Source organism: Streptomyces sp. NBC_01176, assembly GCF_045039825.1.
Classification (GTDB): domain Bacteria; phylum Actinomycetota; class Actinomycetes; order Streptomycetales; family Streptomycetaceae; genus Streptomyces.
Map to the genome: position 1 here is coordinate 5,740,668 of NZ_CP108600.1, position 16,448 is coordinate 5,757,115.

The window sequence follows — 16,448 nt, forward strand, 5'->3', positions numbered from 1 at the left end:
CCCACGGGCTCCCCGCTCCGGTGCGTCTTCCCCCGTACGCACCGGAGCGGGGCTTTTTGTTTCGAAGGGGAACAATATTTACCCTCAGTTCTGCTCAAGGGGTGGTCGAGCGGCTGGCCGATCGCTCCGGGCCGGTTAGGCTCATCCCGCGGAGCCGAACGCGGCACCGTGCAGTGCGGGCCCCGCGGGCCCGCGTACCCGCGTCACATCCCAGAAGGAGATGCTCGTGCCGTCCATCGACGTCGTCGTAGCCCGGGAAATCCTGGACTCCCGAGGCAACCCCACGGTCGAGGTCGAGGTCGGCCTCGACGACGGCAGCACGGGTCGTGCCGCCGTCCCGTCCGGCGCCTCCACGGGTGCCTTCGAGGCCATCGAGCTCCGTGACGGTGACCCCAACCGTTACCAGGGCAAGGGTGTCGAGAAGGCCGTCCTCGCCGTCATCGAGCAGATCGGCCCGGAGCTCGTCGGCTACGACGCCACCGAGCAGCGTCTGATCGACCAGGCCATGTTCGACCTGGACGCCACCGACAACAAGGGCTCGCTGGGCGCCAACGCCATCCTCGGTGTGTCGCTGGCCGTCGCGCACGCCGCCTCCGAGGCGTCCGACCTCCCGCTCTTCCGCTACCTGGGCGGCCCGAACGCGCACCTGCTGCCTGTTCCGATGATGAACATCCTGAACGGCGGCTCGCACGCCGACTCGAACGTGGACATCCAGGAGTTCATGATCGCCCCCATCGGCGCGGAGTCCTTCTCCGAGGCGCTGCGCTGGGGCGCCGAGGTCTACCACACCCTCAAGTCCGTCCTGAAGTCCAAGGGCCTGTCCACCGGCCTCGGCGACGAGGGCGGCTTCGCCCCGAACCTGGAGTCGAACCGCGCCGCGCTCGACCTCATCCTCGAGGCCATCAAGCAGGCCGGTTACGTCCCCGGTGAGCAGATCGCGCTCGCGCTCGACGTCGCCGCGTCCGAGTTCTACAAGGACGGCAAGTACGAGTTCGAGGGCAAGTCCCGCTCGGCCGCCGAGATGACGGAGTACTACGAGGAGCTCGTGGCGGCGTACCCGCTCGTCTCCATCGAGGACCCGCTGTACGAGGACGACTGGGCCGGCTGGAACGTCATCACCCAGAAGCTGGGCGACAAGGTCCAGATCGTCGGCGACGACCTCTTCGTCACCAACCCCGAGCGCCTCGCCCGCGGCATCGAGGAGGGCTCCGCGAACGCCCTGCTCGTCAAGGTGAACCAGATCGGCTCGCTGACCGAGACCCTGGACGCCGTCGAGATGGCCCAGCGCAACGGCTTCAAGTGCATGATGTCCCACCGCTCCGGCGAGACCGAGGACGTCACCATCGCCGACCTGGCCGTCGCGGTGAACTGCGGCCAGATCAAGACCGGCGCCCCGGCCCGCTCGGACCGCGTCGCCAAGTACAACCAGCTGCTGCGCATCGAGGAGATCCTCGACGACGCCGCGGTGTACGCGGGCCGCTCGGCCTTCCCGCGCTTCAAGGGCTGACCCCGGCAGGGTTAAGGCTTAGCCAGTCGCACGTACGTCCCCGTACCCGGTCCCGTACCGTGTGCGGGGACGTACGCACGTGTGAAGGGGAGGCGGGGACATGGCCGTGAAGGACCGGGACCGGTTCTCCACCGCGACCCGGCTGCGGCTGCTCGGCGAGCAGACGGCGGCCCGGGTCTACCGCTCCCAGACCAAGCGTCAGGCCCGGCGCTCGCGGCTGACGGGCCGGGCCGCGCTGCTCGCGCTCGTCGTCTGCTCCCTGGTCGTGGCCCTCGCGTACCCCATAAGGCAGTACGTGTCCCAGCGCGCCGAGATCGCCGATCTGCAGCGGCAGCAGGAGCAGGCCCGCGCCCGGGTCGAACAGCTCCGCGACCTGAAGGCGCGCTGGCAGGACGACGCGTACGCGGAGCAGCGGATCCGGGAACGGCTGCACTATGTGATGCCGGGTGAGACCGGCTACGTCGTGATCGACCCGGACGCGGTGAAGCAGTCGCGGACGAACCGCGGGGCGGACGCCCGCCCCTGGTACGCCAACGTCTGGGACGGCGTCGACAAGTCCGACCGCTCCGACCGGTGAGCTGACACGGACCGGTGAAACGACAGAGAAAGTGACTTGAGCACAGGCATGGAAACGCCCCCGCCGCCCACCCCGCGGACCGAGCCCACCGACGCGGACGTCGAGGCCTTCAAGCAGCAGCTCGGCCGGCCGCCGCGCGGACTGCGCGCGATCGCGCACCGCTGCCCCTGCGGCGAGCCGGACGTGGTGGAGACGGCGCCCCGGCTTCCCGACGGGACGCCGTTCCCGACGACGTACTACCTGACGTGTCCGCGCGCGGCCTCCGCGATCGGCACGCTGGAGGCCAACGGCGTCATGAAGGAGATGACGGACCGTCTCGCCACCGACCCCGAGCTGGCCGCCGCGTACCGGGCCGCCCACGAGGACTACATCGCGCGCCGCGACGCCATCGAGGTGCTCGCCGGGTTCCCGAGCGCGGGGGGCATGCCGGACCGGGTGAAGTGCCTGCACGTCCTGGTGGCGCACTCCCTGGCCGCGGGCCCCGGTGTGAACCCGCTGGGGGACGAGGCGATCGCGATGCTGCCGGAGTGGTGGCGCAAGGGTCCGTGCGTGGACCATTCCGTGGCCGACGGGGCCTGCGCGGAGGGGTGAGCTTCCGACCCCACGGGGGCTGCCGCCCCCGGACCCCCGCATCGGCCTGAACGGCCTCGTCCTCATACGCCGGACGGGCTGGACATGCGGGCCCGCGCTGGAGACATCGGTCCGGAGACATCGGTCCACGTCGGGTGGTTCCGGTGCGGGCCGGGGGTGCGAGGTCTCGCTGAACGGCCGGCGGCCGGGGGCATGCATGTCAGCCCGTCCGGCGTTCGAGGACGAGCCCTTCGGGCGATGCGGGGGTCCAGGGGGCGCAGCCCCTTGGCGGGGTATGGGGCGGAGCCCCAGGTACGGGATGACGGTGTCCCCCTGCTCGAGCGAAGCCGAGAGCTCGGGGGAGGGCAGGGACGGCGGAGCCAAATAGGCTGGGACGGCTGCACGCCGGAATCGGAAACCACCACAGGAGACCACAGCTCATGACCAGGGTCGCCGCCATCGACTGCGGTACGAACTCCATCCGTCTCCTCGTCGCCGACGCGAACCCGGCGACGGGCGAACTCGTCGACCTGGACCGCCGTATGACGATCGTCCGGCTGGGCCAGGGAGTGGACCGCACCGGCCGCCTCGCCCCCGAGGCCCTCGACCGCACCTTCGCGGCCTGCCACGAGTACGCGGCGGTCATCAAGGAGCACGGCGCGGAGCGCCTCCGCTTCGTCGCGACCTCCGCCTCCCGCGACGCCGAGAACAGGGACGAGTTCGTACGCGGTGTCCTCGACATCCTGGGCGTCGAGCCCGAGGTGATCACGGGCGACCAGGAGGCCGAGTTCTCCTTCACGGGAGCGACCAGGGAACTCGCGGGCCGGGACGACCTCGCCAAGCCGTACCTGGTCGTGGACATCGGCGGCGGCTCCACCGAGTTCGTCGTCGGCGACGACCACGTACGTGGCGCCCGCTCCGTGGACATCGGTTGTGTACGGATGACCGAGCGCCACCTGGTGCACGCCGGCGTGGTGAGCGACCCGCCGGCGCCCGCGGAGATCGACGCGATCCGCGCCGACATCGAAGCCGCGCTGGACCTCGTGGCCGGGACGGTCCCGCTGGGCGAGGCCCGCACCCTGGTCGGCCTCGCCGGTTCGGTCACCACGGTCGCGGCCATCGCGCTTGACCTCCCCGCGTACGACTCGGCCGCCATCCACCACTCCCGCATCCCGCGGGAGAAGGTCCGCGAGATCACCGAGCGGCTCCTGCGCTCCACCCACGCCGAACGGGCCGCGATCCCCTCGATGCACCCCGGGCGGGTCGACGTCATCGCCGCGGGCGCCCTCGTCCTGCTCGCGATCATGGAGCGGATCGGCGCGGAGGAGGTCGTCGTCAGCGAGCACGACATCCTCGACGGGATCGCGTGGTCCGTCGCCTGAGCCCTGGCCACGGGGGCTGGGGAGCGCTTGCTACCCGCTGGTAGCCTCTCCTGAGCAGGTCGGATAACGTATGAGCGCGCGCAAGGGGCCATCCGGGCCCTCTCTGCGACACGCCGTCGGAAAACTTCGTGAAGTTCTTCACAAGGAATTCGGCCCTGTTGGGCGACGACTGGGCCACTCGGGTGCCGCAGGGGTGCTCGCCGGTCTCGGGGCGATGCTCACCGGAGCATTCCGGGAGTGTTTCCGGCGGGTGAAGTCGAAGAGTGGTTCGGTGCACTCGAACGCTCGGAGTAGCAGCTCACGGGCTCTTGACAACGGTCCGCCCCGAACACTGGTTCCCTCGCGGCGACATGACCTGGGTCACGTGAGCCGCGCAGTGTAGCAGAGGGCCCACCCAAGCTTGTGAAGGGGCGCACGAGCGACCCCCGAGGGGCGGGTGGATACTCGATGGCATGAGCACCACGGAGCGTCCCAGGATCCTCGTAGTAGGCGGTGGGTACGTAGGCCTGTACGCAGCTCGGCGCATTCTCAAGAAGATGCGCTACGGAGAGGCGACCGTCACGGTCGTCGACCCCCGGTCGTACATGACCTACCAGCCCTTCCTCCCCGAAGCCGCCGCCGGCAGCATCTCGCCGCGGCACGTCGTCGTCCCACTGCGACGCGTGCTGCCCAAGGCGGAGGTTCTGACCGGTCGGGTCACCACCATCGACCAGGACCGCAAGGTGGCCACGATCGCCCCCCTCGTGGGTGAGGCGTACGAGCTGCCTTTCGACTACCTCGTCATCGCGATGGGCGCGGTCTCCCGCACCTTCCCGATTCCCGGCCTTGCCGAACAGGGCATCGGCATGAAGGGCATCGAGGAGGCCATCGGCCTGCGCAACCACGTTCTCGAGCAGTTGGACAAGGCCGACTCGACCACGGACGAGGAGGTCCGCCGCAAGGCGCTGACCTTCGTCTTCGTCGGCGGTGGCTTCGCGGGTGCGGAGACCATCGGCGAGGTCGAGGACATGGCCCGCGACGCGTCGAAGTACTACGGCAACGTGTCCCGTGAGGACATGCGCTTCATCCTCGTCGACGCGGCGGACAAGATCCTTCCCGAGGTCGGCCCCAAGCTCGGCCAGTACGGCAAGGAGCACCTGGAGTCGCGCGGGGTCGAGATCTACCTCTCCACCTCCATGGACTCCTGCGTCGACGGCCACGTCGTGCTGAAGAACGGCCTCGAGGTCGACTCCGACACGATCGTGTGGACGGCGGGCGTCAAGCCCAACCCGGTCCTCTCCCGGTTCGGTCTGCCGCTCGGCCCGCGTGGCCACGTGGACACCCAGACCACGCTGCAGGTGCAGGGCACGGACTACATCTGGGCCGCGGGCGACAACGCCCAGGTGCCGGACCTCGCCGCCCGCAAGGCCGGCGTGGAGAACGCCTGGTGCCCGCCGAACGCGCAGCACGCGCTCCGGCAGGCCAAGCTCCTCGGCGACAACGTGATCTCCGGTATGCGGGGCTTCCCGCAGAAGGACTACAGCCACTCCAACAAGGGTGCTGTCGCGGGTCTCGGCCTCCACAAGGGCGTCGCGATGATCGTCATGGGCAAGACGAAGATCAAGCTCAAGGGTCGTCTGGCGTGGTACATGCACCGTGGCTACCACGGTCTCGCCATGCCGACGTGGAACCGGAAGATCCGTGTCTTCGCGGACTGGACGCTCGCGATGTTCCTGAAGCGTGAGGTCGTCTCGCTCGGGGCCATGGAGACTCCGCGTGAGGAGTTCTACGAGGCCGCGAAGCCGGCGCCGGCTGCCGCGGCTGCGGCTCCGGCCGCCAAGACCGAGGAGCGGGCCAAGGCCTCCTGACCCGTCGTCGGTCATTCTGTCTCAAACTGTTCAGCCCGAAGGGGCCTTCCGCCATCCGTGGTGCGGGGGGCCCCTTCGGCGTGCGCCGTAGGGGCCGGGGCTGGAGGTGCGGGGCTGTGTGGTGAGGTCGGGGTCCGGCTCGTTCCTGGGGGCTGCCGCCCCCAGACCCCCGCTTCGGCCTGGACGGCCTCGTCCTCAATCGCCGGACGGGCTGGAGATGCGAGCCCGCGCTGGAGATGCGGGACCACGCTGGGGATGCGGGACCACGCTGGGGATGCGGGCCAGCTGGAGATGCGAGCCCTCGCTGGAGATGCGAGCCCGCGCTGATGGGTCGCCCTCGGAGGCTGGCGCCCAGGTCATGTATTTCAGCCCGTCCGGCATTTGAGGACGAGCCCTTCGGGCGATGCGGGGGTCCAGGGGGCGCAGCCCCTTGGCGGAGCACCCGGGTGCGGACGGGGTCGGGAAGGGGCCGCGGGGGCGGAACGCGTGGCGGCTACAGCTATTTTGCTCAGCTGTAACGCGGAAGGGGGACTGCGCACGAGGCCGGTTGGTGTTTACGTGGTGTTGGAGCGTTCGGGAGTGTTGTCTCGGAGGTGTACGCCATGCAGGACGCCGCGCCGCGGCTGAAGAGCCTTGTCGAGCAGTTGCTGGGGTCCCCGTTGCCGGTGCGTATTCGCGCCTGGGACGGTTCGGAGGCGGGCCCGCCCGGCGCCCCCGCTCTCGTGGTGCGCAATCGGCGCGCCCTGCGCCGGCTGCTGTGGAAACCGGGCGAGGTGGGGCTCGCGCGCGCCTGGGTCTCCGGCGACCTCGCCGTGGAGGGAGACCTCTACACCGCCCTGGGCCTGGTGTCGGGGCTGATCTGGGACCGGGGCGAGGACGCACGGAGCCTCGCGGAGTCCCTGCGCGACCCCGACGTCCGCGCCGCCGTCCGGGGACTGGTCAGGATGGCCGGGTCCCCGCTGCCGCCCGCCCCGCCCCGCGAGGAGGTACGCAGACGCCGTCACCTGCACACCAAACGCAGCGACCGGCGCGCGATCAGCCACCACTACGACGTGGGCAACGACTTCTACGAGATCGTCCTCGGCCCGTCCATGGTCTACTCGTGCGCCTACTGGGAGGACGACGGCACCCTGGAGAGCGCGCAGCGCGACAAGCTCGAACTCATCGCCCGCAAGCTCGCCCTGAGGCCGGGTCAGCGGCTCCTCGACGTCGGCTGCGGCTGGGGTTCGATGGCCATCCACGCCGCCCGCGAGCACGGTGTGAGTGTCGTCGGGGTGACGCTCTCCCAGGAGCAGGCCGCGTTCGCCCGTAAGCGGGTCGCGGACGAGGGCCTGACCGACCGGGTGGAGATCCGGGTCCAGGACTACCGGGACGTCGCCGACGGACCGTACGACGCGATCTCCTCCATCGGCATGGCCGAACACGTGGGCGCCGAGCGCTACTTGGAGTACGCGGGGGTGCTGTACCGGCTTCTCGCGCCGGGCGGGCGGCTGCTCAACCACCAGATCGGGCGTCGGCCGCAGCGCGACGAATCGGAGTACGCGGTCGACGAGTTCATCGACGCGTACGTCTTCCCGGACGGCGAACTGGCCCCGGTGGGCACGACGGTGACGCAGTTGGAGCGGGCCGGTTTCGAGGTCCGTGACGTCGAGTCGATCCGCGAGCACTACGCGCTCACCCTGCGCCACTGGGTCGCCAACCTGGAGGCGCAGTGGCCCCGGGCGGTGCAGCTCACCAGCCCCGGCCGGGCCCGCGTCTGGCGCCTCTACATGGCGGCCTCCGCGCTCGCCTTCGAGCGCAACCGCATCGGCGTCAACCAAGTGCTGGCGGTCAGGACACCGGAGCCCTCCGGTGCCTCCGGACTGCCGCTGCGGGCGAGGACCTGGAACCCGGTCGTGCCGTAGACCCGTGACCGGTCCCGGCGCCGGTCCCTCGGCGCCGACGGAGGAAGGGCCCCGTTCCTGCCCGGAACGGGGCCCTTCCGCGTACCGCCGTCGCGGCTACTCGGACTTGATCGCCGTCAGCATGTTCAGCCGGGCCGCCCGCCGGGCCGGCCACAGCGCCGCGAGGACGCCGACCGTGGCCGCGAGCAGCAGGAAGAGGGCCATCCTGGCCCAGGGCAGGACCAGTTCGTACGTCGCCATCCTGCTGCCGACGAGCTCACCGGCCGCCCAGCCGAAGAACACGCCGAGACCGATGCCGAGCACACCGCCGAAGAGCGAGATGACCAGGGACTCCAGGCGGACCATCCGCTTGATGCCCTTGCGGTCGAGGCCGATCGCGCGGAGCATCCCGATCTCCTGCGAGCGCTCGAAGACCGACATGGCGAGGGTGTTGATGACCCCGAGCACGGCGACGATCACCGCCATCGCGAGCAGGCCGTAGAGCATGTTCAGGATCAGGGTGAACATCTGCGCGATGCCGTTGGAGATGTCCTTCTTGTCCTGCACCTGGATGGCCGGGTTGTCGCCGAGGGCCTTCTCCAGCCTGGTCTTGGTGGCGCCGGACGTGCCGCTCGACGTCTTCAGCATGACCTGCATGTCGGAGGTGTCGGTCTGGTGCGGCGCGAGCGCGGTGTTGTCGAGGATGATGCCGTTGATCATCTGGTTGCCCTCGTACACACCGGCGACCGTGAGCCGCTTCTTCGCACCGTCCTCGTAGGAGACCGTGAAGCCGGAACCGGCCTTCCAGTGGTGGGACTCGGCGGTGTCCTTGTCGACGACGACCCGGGTGCCACCGACCTTGAAGGCGCCGTCGTCGACCTTGAGGTCGGTGAGCCGGGCGATGGACGCGCCGTTGACGCCCGTCAGGTACTCGGTCTCGCCGTCGATCCGCGAGGGCGCGTTGCGCAGGGGGCTGGTGGCGGTGACTCCGTCGAGCCCGGACAGCGTCTTCGCGACGTCGGGGGAGAGGGAGTTGCCGTTCGCCATCGAGACGACGTAGTCGGCCTTGATCGCGGAGCTGGCCATCTTGTCGATCGACTTCTGCAGGCTGCCCGCCATCACCGTCATCCCGGTGATGAGCGTGAGGCCGATCATCAGGGCGGAGGCGGTCGCGGCGGTCCGGCGCGGGTTGCGGACCGAGTTCTGGCGGGCCAGCTTGCCCGACACCCCGAAGATCCGCAGGACCGGCGCGGCCGCCGCGATCAGCGGGCGGGACAGCAGCGGGGTGAGGACGAAGACACCGAGGATGAGCAGGACCGCGCCCAGGCCCATGGGGGCCTGCCCGTCCGAGCCGCTCATGGTCGTCGCGTACAGGACCACGGCGACGCCCGCGGCGGCGAACAGGGCGCCGAGCGCGTTCCGTACGACGAGGGACTTGGTGGTCGCCTGCGCGTGCACGCTGCTCATCGCCGCGACCGGCGGGATCTTCGCGGCGCGGCGGCCGGGCAGCCAGGCGGCGAGCATCGTGATGAGGACGCCGACGAGCAGGGCCGTGGCGACCGTGCCGGGCGAGATCACCAGCGGGCCGTCCGGGACGGTGGCGCCGAGGGTGCCCATGAGCGAGCGCATCCCCGCGCCGATGCCGATACCCGCGACCAGGCCCGCCACCGCCGCGACCGCGCCGACGAAGAACGCCTCGACGAGGACGGACCGGGTGACCTGCCTGCGGGAGGCGCCGACGGCGCGCAGCAGGGCCAGTTCCTTGGTGCGCTGGGCGACCAGCATGGTGAAGGTGTTGGCGATGATGAACGTACCGACGAACAGCGCGATGCCGGCGAAGACCAGCAGGCCCGTCTTCATGCCGCTCATCGCCGAGGCGATCTGGGTGGCCTGGTCGTCGGCGAGCTGCTTGCCGGTGGTGGTGGAGGCGACGTCCTCGGGGACGACCTGGTCGAGGGCGTCGCGCAGGGCGGTCTGGCCGGTGCCCGGTGCGGCCTTCACGTCGATCTCGTCGAACTCGCCGACCCGGTGGAAGAGCCGCTGGGCGGTCGCCGTGTCGAAGAGGGCGAGGCTGCCGCCGGCCGCGACGTTGCCGTCGTCGGTGGTGAAGACGCCGGCGACGGTGGGGGTGAGGACCGGACCGTCGACCGAGAGCCGCACGGTGTCGCCGACCTTGTAGCCCGCCCGTGCGGCGGTCCTGGAGTCGATGGCGACCTCGTTCCCGCCCCGGGGCGCGTGACCGCTCGTCAGCGGGTACCGGGGGTCCTTGGTGCCCCAGTAGTTCCCGCCCTGCGACTGGAAGCCGTTGCCGACGAGCTTGCCGTTCTTGCCTGCGACGGCGGTGAAGCCGTTCACGACGCCGATCGCGGAACCGGCGCCGGGGACCTTGGCCGCCTTGTCCAGCAGGGCCTGGGTGAGCTTCGGGTCCTTGCCGATCGTGTCGCCGGAGTCCTTGCGGCCCTCCGGCTGGATGGCGACGTCGACCTGGCCGAAGCCCTTGGCGGAGCTCTTCTGGTACGCGTCCGAGATGGTGTTGGTGAAGACGAGGGTCCCGGACACGAAGGCCACGCCGAGCATCACGGCGAGCACGGTCATCAGGAGCCTGGCCTTGTGCGCGAGCACGTTGCGCAGGGCGGTACGGAACATGGGGTTTCTCAGTCCAGGAGGGTGAGGCTGTTCGGGACGGTGCTTGGGTCCGGGGCGAGGTGACGCCGGGTCAGCTGGTGCGGCCCTTGGCGTCGAACTGCTTCATGCGGTCCAGGACGGAGTCCGCGGTCGGCCCGTACACCTCGTCGACGATGCGGCCGTCGGCGAGGAAGACCACGCGGTCGGCGTAGGCGGCGGCGACCGGGTCGTGGGTGACCATGACGACGGTCTGCCCCAGCTCCCGCACCGAGTTGCGCAGGAAGCCCAGCACCTCCGCGCCCGAACGCGAGTCGAGGTTTCCGGTCGGTTCGTCGCCGAAGATGATGTCGGGGCGGGAGGCCAGCGCCCGCGCGACGGCGACGCGCTGCTGCTGACCACCGGAGAGCTGGGAGGGGCGGTGCCCGAGGCGGTCGGCGAGGCCGATCATCGCGATGACCTTGTCCAGCCACTCCCGGTCCGGCTTGCGGCCGGCGATGTCCATCGGGAGGGTGATGTTCTCCAGGGCCGTCAGCGTCGGCAGCAGGTTGAACGCCTGGAAGATGAAGCCGATCTTGTCCCGGCGCAACTTCGTGAGCTGCTTGTCCTTGAGGGAGCCCAGCTCGGTCTCCCCGATGCGCACGGAGCCGGAGGAGAAGGAGTCGAGGCCCGCCACGCAGTGCATCAGCGTGGACTTGCCCGAGCCCGAGGGGCCCATGATCGCGGTGAACTCGGCCTGGCGGAAGTCGACGGAGACCCGGTCGAGGGCGACCACCTGGGTCTCGCCCTGTCCGTAGACCTTCGACAGTTCCGTGGCGCGGGCGGCCACCGTGGTGGTCCGGTCGGCAAGGGGCGTGGTGGTCACGGGAGGGTGCTCCTGTCGGGACGACGGCGTTTCAAGGGGACGTGTCCCATCGTCGCGGCCGTTCGGCGCCGTGTAGTCAGCCGCTGTTCCGGTTCCCGGGGCAGCCTCCGGTCGGACCGCGAGCGGCGGAGTCATACCTGGGGATGAGGGTGCTCCCTGAGCTCCGTCCGGGTACGGCCGCGCGGGGCGCGTCCGTTCGGACGGTGAAATTCCGTCATTCCGTATACGCGTCCCCGCGGCGCCCGAAAGGCTATTGGCAAGTGCGGATGGCCCGTACCGGGGGCTGATGCACCCTCAGACGTCAATAAAATAAGACAACATCGGTTCGCCCGACCGCTGTTCGAGGAGCGGGCCCCGATAGGCTCGGAATCTCGACGCGGAGCCCATGGCCTGCCCGGATGGTGGAATGCAGACACGGCGAGCTTAAACCTCGCTGCCCCTCGCGGGCGTACCGGTTCAAGTCCGGTTCCGGGCACCTCCGACCTCTCCCGCTCTCTCCCGACCCGTCCTCCCCGGGCGCGCCCGCCGGAGGAGTTCGTCGCGATCCGTTGACAGCGAGCGCGTGCCCCCGGAGACTCACGTGCGGCTCAGGTGAAGGTAATTTCACCAGACGAACGAGTAGGCGAACGACCAGTCGTTGCGGGCGAACAGGCGCTGGAGGCGAACAGGCGCCACGGACGAACAGCGGCCGCAGGGAACGCGAAGGGGCGTACCGGATGCGTACCACCGTCGGGATCATCGGAGCCGGACCGGCCGGACTGCTGCTCGCGCGGCTGCTGCGGAACGCGGGCATCGACTCCGTGGTGCTGGAGAGCCGGGACCGGGCGTACGTGGAGCAGCGGCAGCGCGCCGGGATCCTGGAGCAGGGGACCGTCGACGTCCTGCGGGCCGCCGGGGCCGGCGAGCGGATGGACCGGGAGGGGCTGCGGCACGACGGGATCGAGCTGCGCTTCGAGCGGCAGCGGCACCGGGTCGACTTCCCGGCCCTCACCGGAGGCAGCTCCGTGCTGGTGTACGCCCAGACGGAGGTCTGCAAGGACCTGATCGCGCTCCAGCTCAAGGAGGGGGGTCCGCTGCTCTTCGGGGCCGAGGCGCTGGCCGTCGAAGGAGCGCGGAGCGACCGGCCGCGGGTCCGCTTCCGGCACGAGGGGCACGAGGACGTGCTCGACTGCGACTACGTCGTCGGCTGCGACGGGTTCTGGGGCGTGGCCCGCAAGGCGGTGCCCGCCGAGCTCTCCCGGGTGTACGAGCGGACGTACCCCTTCGGCTGGCTCGGGATACTCGCCGATGTGGCGCCCTCCCACGACGAGCTGGTCTACGCCCGCCACGACCGAGGCTTCGCCCTGCTCAGCATGCGCTCGCCGACCGTCTCCCGGCTCTACTTCCAGGTGCCCGAGGGCACGGAGGCCGGGGCCTGGGCGGACGACGAGATCTGGGACGAGCTGGAGCGGCGCCTCGAGACCGGTGACGACTGGCGACTGGAGCGCGGGCCGGTCACCTCGAAGTCCGTCACCCCCATGCGCAGCTTCGTCCACGAGCCCATGCGGCACGGGCGGCTCTTCCTCGCCGGGGACGCCGCCCACATCGTCCCGCCGACCGGAGCCAAGGGGCTCAACCTCGCCGTCGGCGACGTCGTGACGTTCGCCCGCGCCCTGACGCACCTCGGCGACACCGGTTCGGCCGAGCGCCTGGACGCGTATTCCGAAACCTGTCTGAGCCGTGTCTGGCAGGCCGAGCGCTTCTCGTACGACATGACGACCCTGCTGCACCGTGCCCCCGGAGCGACCCCCTTCGAGGACCGTATCCAGCTCGCCCGGCTGCGCCGGATGGCCACCTCGCGGGCGGCGGAGACGGATCTGGCCGAGGGGTACACCGGGTTTCCGCTGGACTGAGAGAACCGGAGCCGATCCGGCGCCGAAAGGCCTGGCCGGGCGCCGCGACAAGGGCCTGTCACGGCTTGGTACCAGTGCTCGCAGGCCAGGGAACACACGCGTACCTTGGCAGGACGAGGGAAAGATCCTCCCCAAGCAGTAGGGTCGATCCTTTGCCTACCTATTACCCTTGAGGCCAAGGCCGCGCAGGGTGGCCATGGAGGAGTGAAATGAGGAGCAGCAACCCGGTCTTCTCGCGACGGGGGTTCAGCCGCGACAACGGCTACGCGGGATTCAACGCGGCGCCGCAGGCCGGGGGACCCGCTGTCGGCACGCAGGCCAACCCGTACGCCCAGCAGGGCGGCAACCCCTACGCGCAGAACCCCTACGCACAGCAGGGCCAGCAGTACGGCGCCCCGCCGCAGGCCCCGGTCACCACCGGCCGGATGACGATGGACGACGTCGTCATGCGCTCCGCCATGACACTCGGCACCGTCACCGTCGGCGCCGTCCTGGCGTGGGCGCTGCTGCCCGTGTCGTCCACCAGCTACGGCCTCGCCATCGGCTCCGCCCTCGTGGCGTTCGTCCTGGCGATGGTGCAGTCCTTCAAGCGCAAGGCCACGCCCGCGCTGATCCTCGGTTACGCCGCCTTCGAGGGCGTCTTCCTCGGGGTCATCAGCGAGATGTACAACGAGCGGTGGAGCGGCGCCCCCTTCCAGGCGGTGCTGGGCACCATGGCGGTGGCCGGCGCGACGCTGCTCGTCTACAAGGCGGGCTGGATCCGCGTGACCGCGCGGTACGCCCGCATCGGTATGGCCATCGCCATCGCCTTCGTGGTCGTCATGGCGGTCAACCTGCTGCTCGTCGCCTTCGGTGTGGCCGGGGACGGCGGACTGCGCAGCATGGGTCCGCTGGGGGCGATCGTCGGCATCCTGGCGATCCTGATCGGCGCGTTCTTCCTGACCCTCGACTTCAAGCAGATCGAGGACGGCATCGCGTACGGCGCGCCGCGCGAGGAGGCCTGGCTGGCCGCGTTCGGCCTGACCATGACCCTCGTGTGGATCTACGTCGAGATGCTGCGGCTGGTCGCCATCTTCAGCAGCAACGACTAGCGACGCGGACCGCGTCGTCGGCGATGGCCGGCGACAGGCGTCCGAAGGGCCCGCGAACCGACGGTTCGCGGGCCCTTCGCCGTATCGCGGATGCCTGTCGGGATGTCGGTAGGACACCGGGTGGTGCCGGTGGTGCGCGCTCAGAGCAGTTTGCGCGCGGCCCTCCTCAGGTCGTACTCGTGAATGATCGCCTTGGCGTGGCCGTACGCGAGGTCGTGCTCGGCGCGGAGCCAGCTGACCTTCTCCTCGAAGCGGAAGAGGGCGGGGCCTTCGTCGACGGTGCGCAGCCAGTCGGAGATCTCACGACCGGTGCAGTGGGGGATGCGGGCGAGCAGATTGCGGTGGGTCTCCTGCGAGAACACTTGGGACATCGGCGCCTCCGGACGCAAAGGGGATGTAAGCCGGTCCTTCACGCCACGGTGCCTGAGGGTTGGGTTGTTGGCAACAGTCCCGTCGCGGCGCGTAGTCTCGCGGCGTGCTTGATACGACGTCGCTGACCCGAGCCGTGGACCACTTCGCCGACCGGTTGCGGGCCGCCCCGCAGAGCCGGCTGCAGCGGGGGGCGGCCGCCGAGGCACTGGGTCTGGCCAGGGAGTTGGCACTGCGTGCCCAGCGTGTGGAGGACCCGTCCGGGGAACCCAGGGAGATGCCCGAGGCGGGGATGTTCGCCGCCGCCGACCAAATCACGGTCGCGGCGCACGATTTGGCGCTCGTGCTGAGGGACGAGGCGGAAGTCGCGGAGGCGGTGGCGCTGGTGGAGGAGGCCCAGAAGCGGGCCGGGGTCTGACCCGCGCGGTCGGCTGCTCCGGGTCCGACCTGCGCGGGCGAGAGCCGCGGGCCTGGTCCGCGTGGGGCTGCCGCGGGTCCGAAGTGTGCGGGGGGACCGCCGCGGGCCTGGTCCGGGTGGGCGACTGCCGTCGTCTGATCCGGGTGAGGGCTGCCGGGGGTCCGAAGGGTGCGGGCGGCGCGTGGGTGCGGTGGGGGCGTGCGGCGCGTCGCCCGGCGCGTGTGGTGTGCGTGCGGTGTCGGTGCGCGGGCGCGCGCCCCCTTCTCCGGGGCGCTCGCCGCGGGACGGTGGCGCTACAGCGACGCTATGACGCGGTCCGCCAGGATGTAGACGTTCTCCTCGCCGCACGCGAACGTCAGGGCGTACGCGCCCGAGACGCCCGAGCCGCCCAGCAGGACCGGGGTCTCGCCCGCGCGCAGGGCCGCGGCCAGTCGCTCCGCGGTCTCGCGGTGGCCCGGGGTCATGCAGAGCGTCGTGCCGTCCGTGAAGACGTAGACGTCGAGGGTGCCGAGCGGACCGGGGCGGACGTCCGCCAGCTCGGTGCGGGCCTCGGCGAGTTCCTCCAGGCAGGCCACCGTGCGTTCGTGGTCGTTCGCGACGGGTGACTGGACCGGCACGAAGTCCGGGTGCGAGGGGTGACGGCGGCGGGCGGCGGCCAGTTCGGGAGAGTCCCCGGCGGTGCCTCCCTGCACGAAGTCCCTGGCGGCGAACTCCTCGGCGTCCAGGTCGGGCTCGGTGACCGTCTCCAGGTACTCCAGCCCCGCGAAGTCCGAGGGGCGGGCCGTGAACAGTTCGCTGTCGGTCAGACCGAGCAGCGAGGGCGCGTCCGAGGCGTCACGCGCCTCCTGGGCGGCCCAGAAGGCCCGGGCCTCGGCGAGCTCCCGCTCCCGCTCCTCGGCGAGCGCCTCGGTCACCGCGGCGCGTATCTCGTCGGTGTCCGCGGCCGAGCGGGCGGCGGGCACGAGACCGCGGGCGGCGCCGGCACGGTTCTCGGCGAGTTCGTTGCGCAGTGCTGCGACCTGCCCGCGCAGACCCAGCAGGGTGCGCAGAACGGCGACGCCCACGGCCGCGGTCGCGGCGGTGGTGAGCAGCAAAGCAATCGGCATGGCGCTCACTGACGTACTCCCGGTTCAAAGTCGACCCCCGACTTCCTACATCAGCTTGAAGGGCGGACCACCGAGCTGTCAGTGCGTAACGTCACGAATAGGACAGGGCTTTGGGCCTCGGGTTTACCTACGCAACGGCTCTGACCTGCGTAAATCGCTCTCCAGGGGGAGATAGGTCACATCTTGGGAGGGATTGGATCACAAATCGGCCCGGAATCCCGGTGGCAACCGGGATCCAGGCCGATTCGGTCACGCTGGGTCCAACCGCGGTCACCCGTAAGGATGGTGTGCGGCCCCGTCGTGGACTGATCGTGGATCA

Annotated in this window: 13 protein-coding genes and 1 tRNA gene; 10 read left to right on the plus strand and 4 right to left on the minus strand. The window is 70.4% G+C overall.

Features of this window, described 5'->3' with window-relative positions; all coding sequences use genetic code 11:
* Nucleotides 1–220 precede the first annotated feature (220 nt).
* From eno to OG199_RS24830, 6 genes are all read left to right on the plus strand, one after another.
* Nucleotides 221–1,507 carry a phosphopyruvate hydratase gene (gene eno / locus OG199_RS24805; protein ID WP_356807974.1) on the plus strand — a complete coding sequence of 429 codons (1,287 nt, stop codon included), beginning with the start codon at nt 221–223 and terminating at the stop codon, nt 1,505–1,507.
* 100 nt (nt 1,508–1,607) lie between these two features.
* Complete coding sequence (locus OG199_RS24810) at nt 1,608–2,084, plus strand: septum formation initiator family protein (protein ID WP_356807976.1); 477 nt, start codon at nt 1,608–1,610, stop codon at nt 2,082–2,084.
* 48 nt (nt 2,085–2,132) lie between these two features.
* Entirely contained in the window at nt 2,133–2,675 is a 543-nt protein-coding gene (locus OG199_RS24815; RefSeq protein WP_356807978.1) for a DUF501 domain-containing protein, read from the plus strand.
* A 419-nt stretch (nt 2,676–3,094) separates the two neighbouring features.
* Entirely contained in the window at nt 3,095–4,036 is a 942-nt protein-coding gene (locus OG199_RS24820) for an exopolyphosphatase (protein WP_405831324.1), read from the plus strand.
* 452 nt (nt 4,037–4,488) lie between these two features.
* The gene (locus OG199_RS24825) at nt 4,489–5,883 is read left to right on the plus strand and encodes an NAD(P)/FAD-dependent oxidoreductase (protein WP_356809572.1); all 1,395 of its coding nucleotides are present in this window, start codon (nt 4,489–4,491) and stop codon (nt 5,881–5,883) included.
* Between the two features lie 602 nt (nt 5,884–6,485).
* Nucleotides 6,486–7,787, plus strand: coding sequence for a class I SAM-dependent methyltransferase (locus OG199_RS24830; protein ID WP_401800769.1), 1,302 nt, complete (start codon nt 6,486–6,488; stop codon nt 7,785–7,787).
* 96 nt (nt 7,788–7,883) lie between these two features.
* Here OG199_RS24830 and OG199_RS24835 read toward each other — a convergent pair whose 3' ends face one another.
* Entirely contained in the window at nt 7,884–10,412 is a 2,529-nt protein-coding gene (locus OG199_RS24835) for an ABC transporter permease (RefSeq protein WP_401800771.1), read from the minus strand.
* 70 nt (nt 10,413–10,482) lie between these two features.
* Nucleotides 10,483–11,253, minus strand: a complete 771-nt coding sequence (locus OG199_RS24840) for an ABC transporter ATP-binding protein (protein ID WP_266699609.1) — start codon at nt 11,251–11,253, stop codon at nt 10,483–10,485.
* Between the two features lie 392 nt (nt 11,254–11,645).
* Here OG199_RS24840 and OG199_RS24845 point away from each other — a divergent pair.
* The 3 genes from OG199_RS24845 to OG199_RS24855 all read left to right on the plus strand — a co-directional run bounded on the left by OG199_RS24845 (nt 11,646) and on the right by OG199_RS24855 (nt 14,236).
* A tRNA-Leu gene (locus OG199_RS24845) sits at nt 11,646–11,728 on the plus strand.
* Between the two features lie 241 nt (nt 11,729–11,969).
* Nucleotides 11,970–13,145 (plus strand): 4-hydroxybenzoate 3-monooxygenase, encoded by a 1,176-nt coding sequence (locus OG199_RS24850; protein ID WP_405831327.1) that lies wholly within the window; start codon nt 11,970–11,972, stop codon nt 13,143–13,145.
* 209 nt (nt 13,146–13,354) lie between these two features.
* The gene (locus OG199_RS24855) at nt 13,355–14,236 is read left to right on the plus strand and encodes a Bax inhibitor-1/YccA family protein (protein ID WP_266699607.1); all 882 of its coding nucleotides are present in this window, start codon (nt 13,355–13,357) and stop codon (nt 14,234–14,236) included.
* Between the two features lie 140 nt (nt 14,237–14,376).
* On the opposite strand, the gene OG199_RS24860 is transcribed toward OG199_RS24855, so the two are convergent.
* Nucleotides 14,377–14,607: a DUF4287 domain-containing protein gene (locus tag OG199_RS24860; RefSeq protein ID WP_148008763.1), complete on the minus strand. Its 231-nt coding sequence runs from the start codon at nt 14,605–14,607 to the stop codon at nt 14,377–14,379.
* 104 nt (nt 14,608–14,711) lie between these two features.
* Here OG199_RS24860 and OG199_RS24865 point away from each other — a divergent pair, with 104 nt between their 5' ends.
* Entirely contained in the window at nt 14,712–15,023 is a 312-nt protein-coding gene (locus OG199_RS24865; RefSeq protein WP_168528482.1) for a hypothetical protein, read from the plus strand.
* A gap of 293 nt (nt 15,024–15,316) precedes the next feature.
* On the opposite strand, the gene OG199_RS24870 is transcribed toward OG199_RS24865, so the two are convergent.
* On the minus strand, nt 15,317–16,129 hold the full coding sequence (locus OG199_RS24870) for a hypothetical protein (RefSeq protein ID WP_401800776.1): 813 nt from the start codon (nt 16,127–16,129) through the stop codon (nt 15,317–15,319).
* Nucleotides 16,130–16,448: the final 319 nt, after the last annotated feature.

What these genes read in the sequence shown, in the direction of transcription:
- OG199_RS24855 (WP_266699607.1), top strand. Translation starts at nt 13,355, where the DNA reads ATGAGGAGCAGCAACCCGGTCTTCTCGCGACGGGGGTTCAGCCGCGAC.
- OG199_RS24830 (WP_401800769.1), top strand. Translation starts at nt 6,486, where the DNA reads ATGCAGGACGCCGCGCCGCGGCTGAAGAGCCTTGTCGAGCAGTTGCTG.
- OG199_RS24850 (WP_405831327.1), top strand. Translation starts at nt 11,970, where the DNA reads ATGCGTACCACCGTCGGGATCATCGGAGCCGGACCGGCCGGACTGCTG.
- OG199_RS24835 (WP_401800771.1), bottom strand. Translation starts at nt 10,412, where the DNA reads ATGTTCCGTACCGCCCTGCGCAACGTGCTCGCGCACAAGGCCAGGCTC.
- OG199_RS24870 (WP_401800776.1), bottom strand. Translation starts at nt 16,129, where the DNA reads ATGCCGATTGCTTTGCTGCTCACCACCGCCGCGACCGCGGCCGTGGGC.
- OG199_RS24815 (WP_356807978.1), top strand. Translation starts at nt 2,133, where the DNA reads ATGGAAACGCCCCCGCCGCCCACCCCGCGGACCGAGCCCACCGACGCG.
- OG199_RS24825 (WP_356809572.1), top strand. Translation starts at nt 4,489, where the DNA reads ATGAGCACCACGGAGCGTCCCAGGATCCTCGTAGTAGGCGGTGGGTAC.
- OG199_RS24860 (WP_148008763.1), bottom strand. Translation starts at nt 14,607, where the DNA reads ATGTCCCAAGTGTTCTCGCAGGAGACCCACCGCAATCTGCTCGCCCGC.
- OG199_RS24820 (WP_405831324.1), top strand. Translation starts at nt 3,095, where the DNA reads ATGACCAGGGTCGCCGCCATCGACTGCGGTACGAACTCCATCCGTCTC.
- OG199_RS24810 (WP_356807976.1), top strand. Translation starts at nt 1,608, where the DNA reads ATGGCCGTGAAGGACCGGGACCGGTTCTCCACCGCGACCCGGCTGCGG.
- eno (WP_356807974.1), top strand. Translation starts at nt 221, where the DNA reads ATGCTCGTGCCGTCCATCGACGTCGTCGTAGCCCGGGAAATCCTGGAC.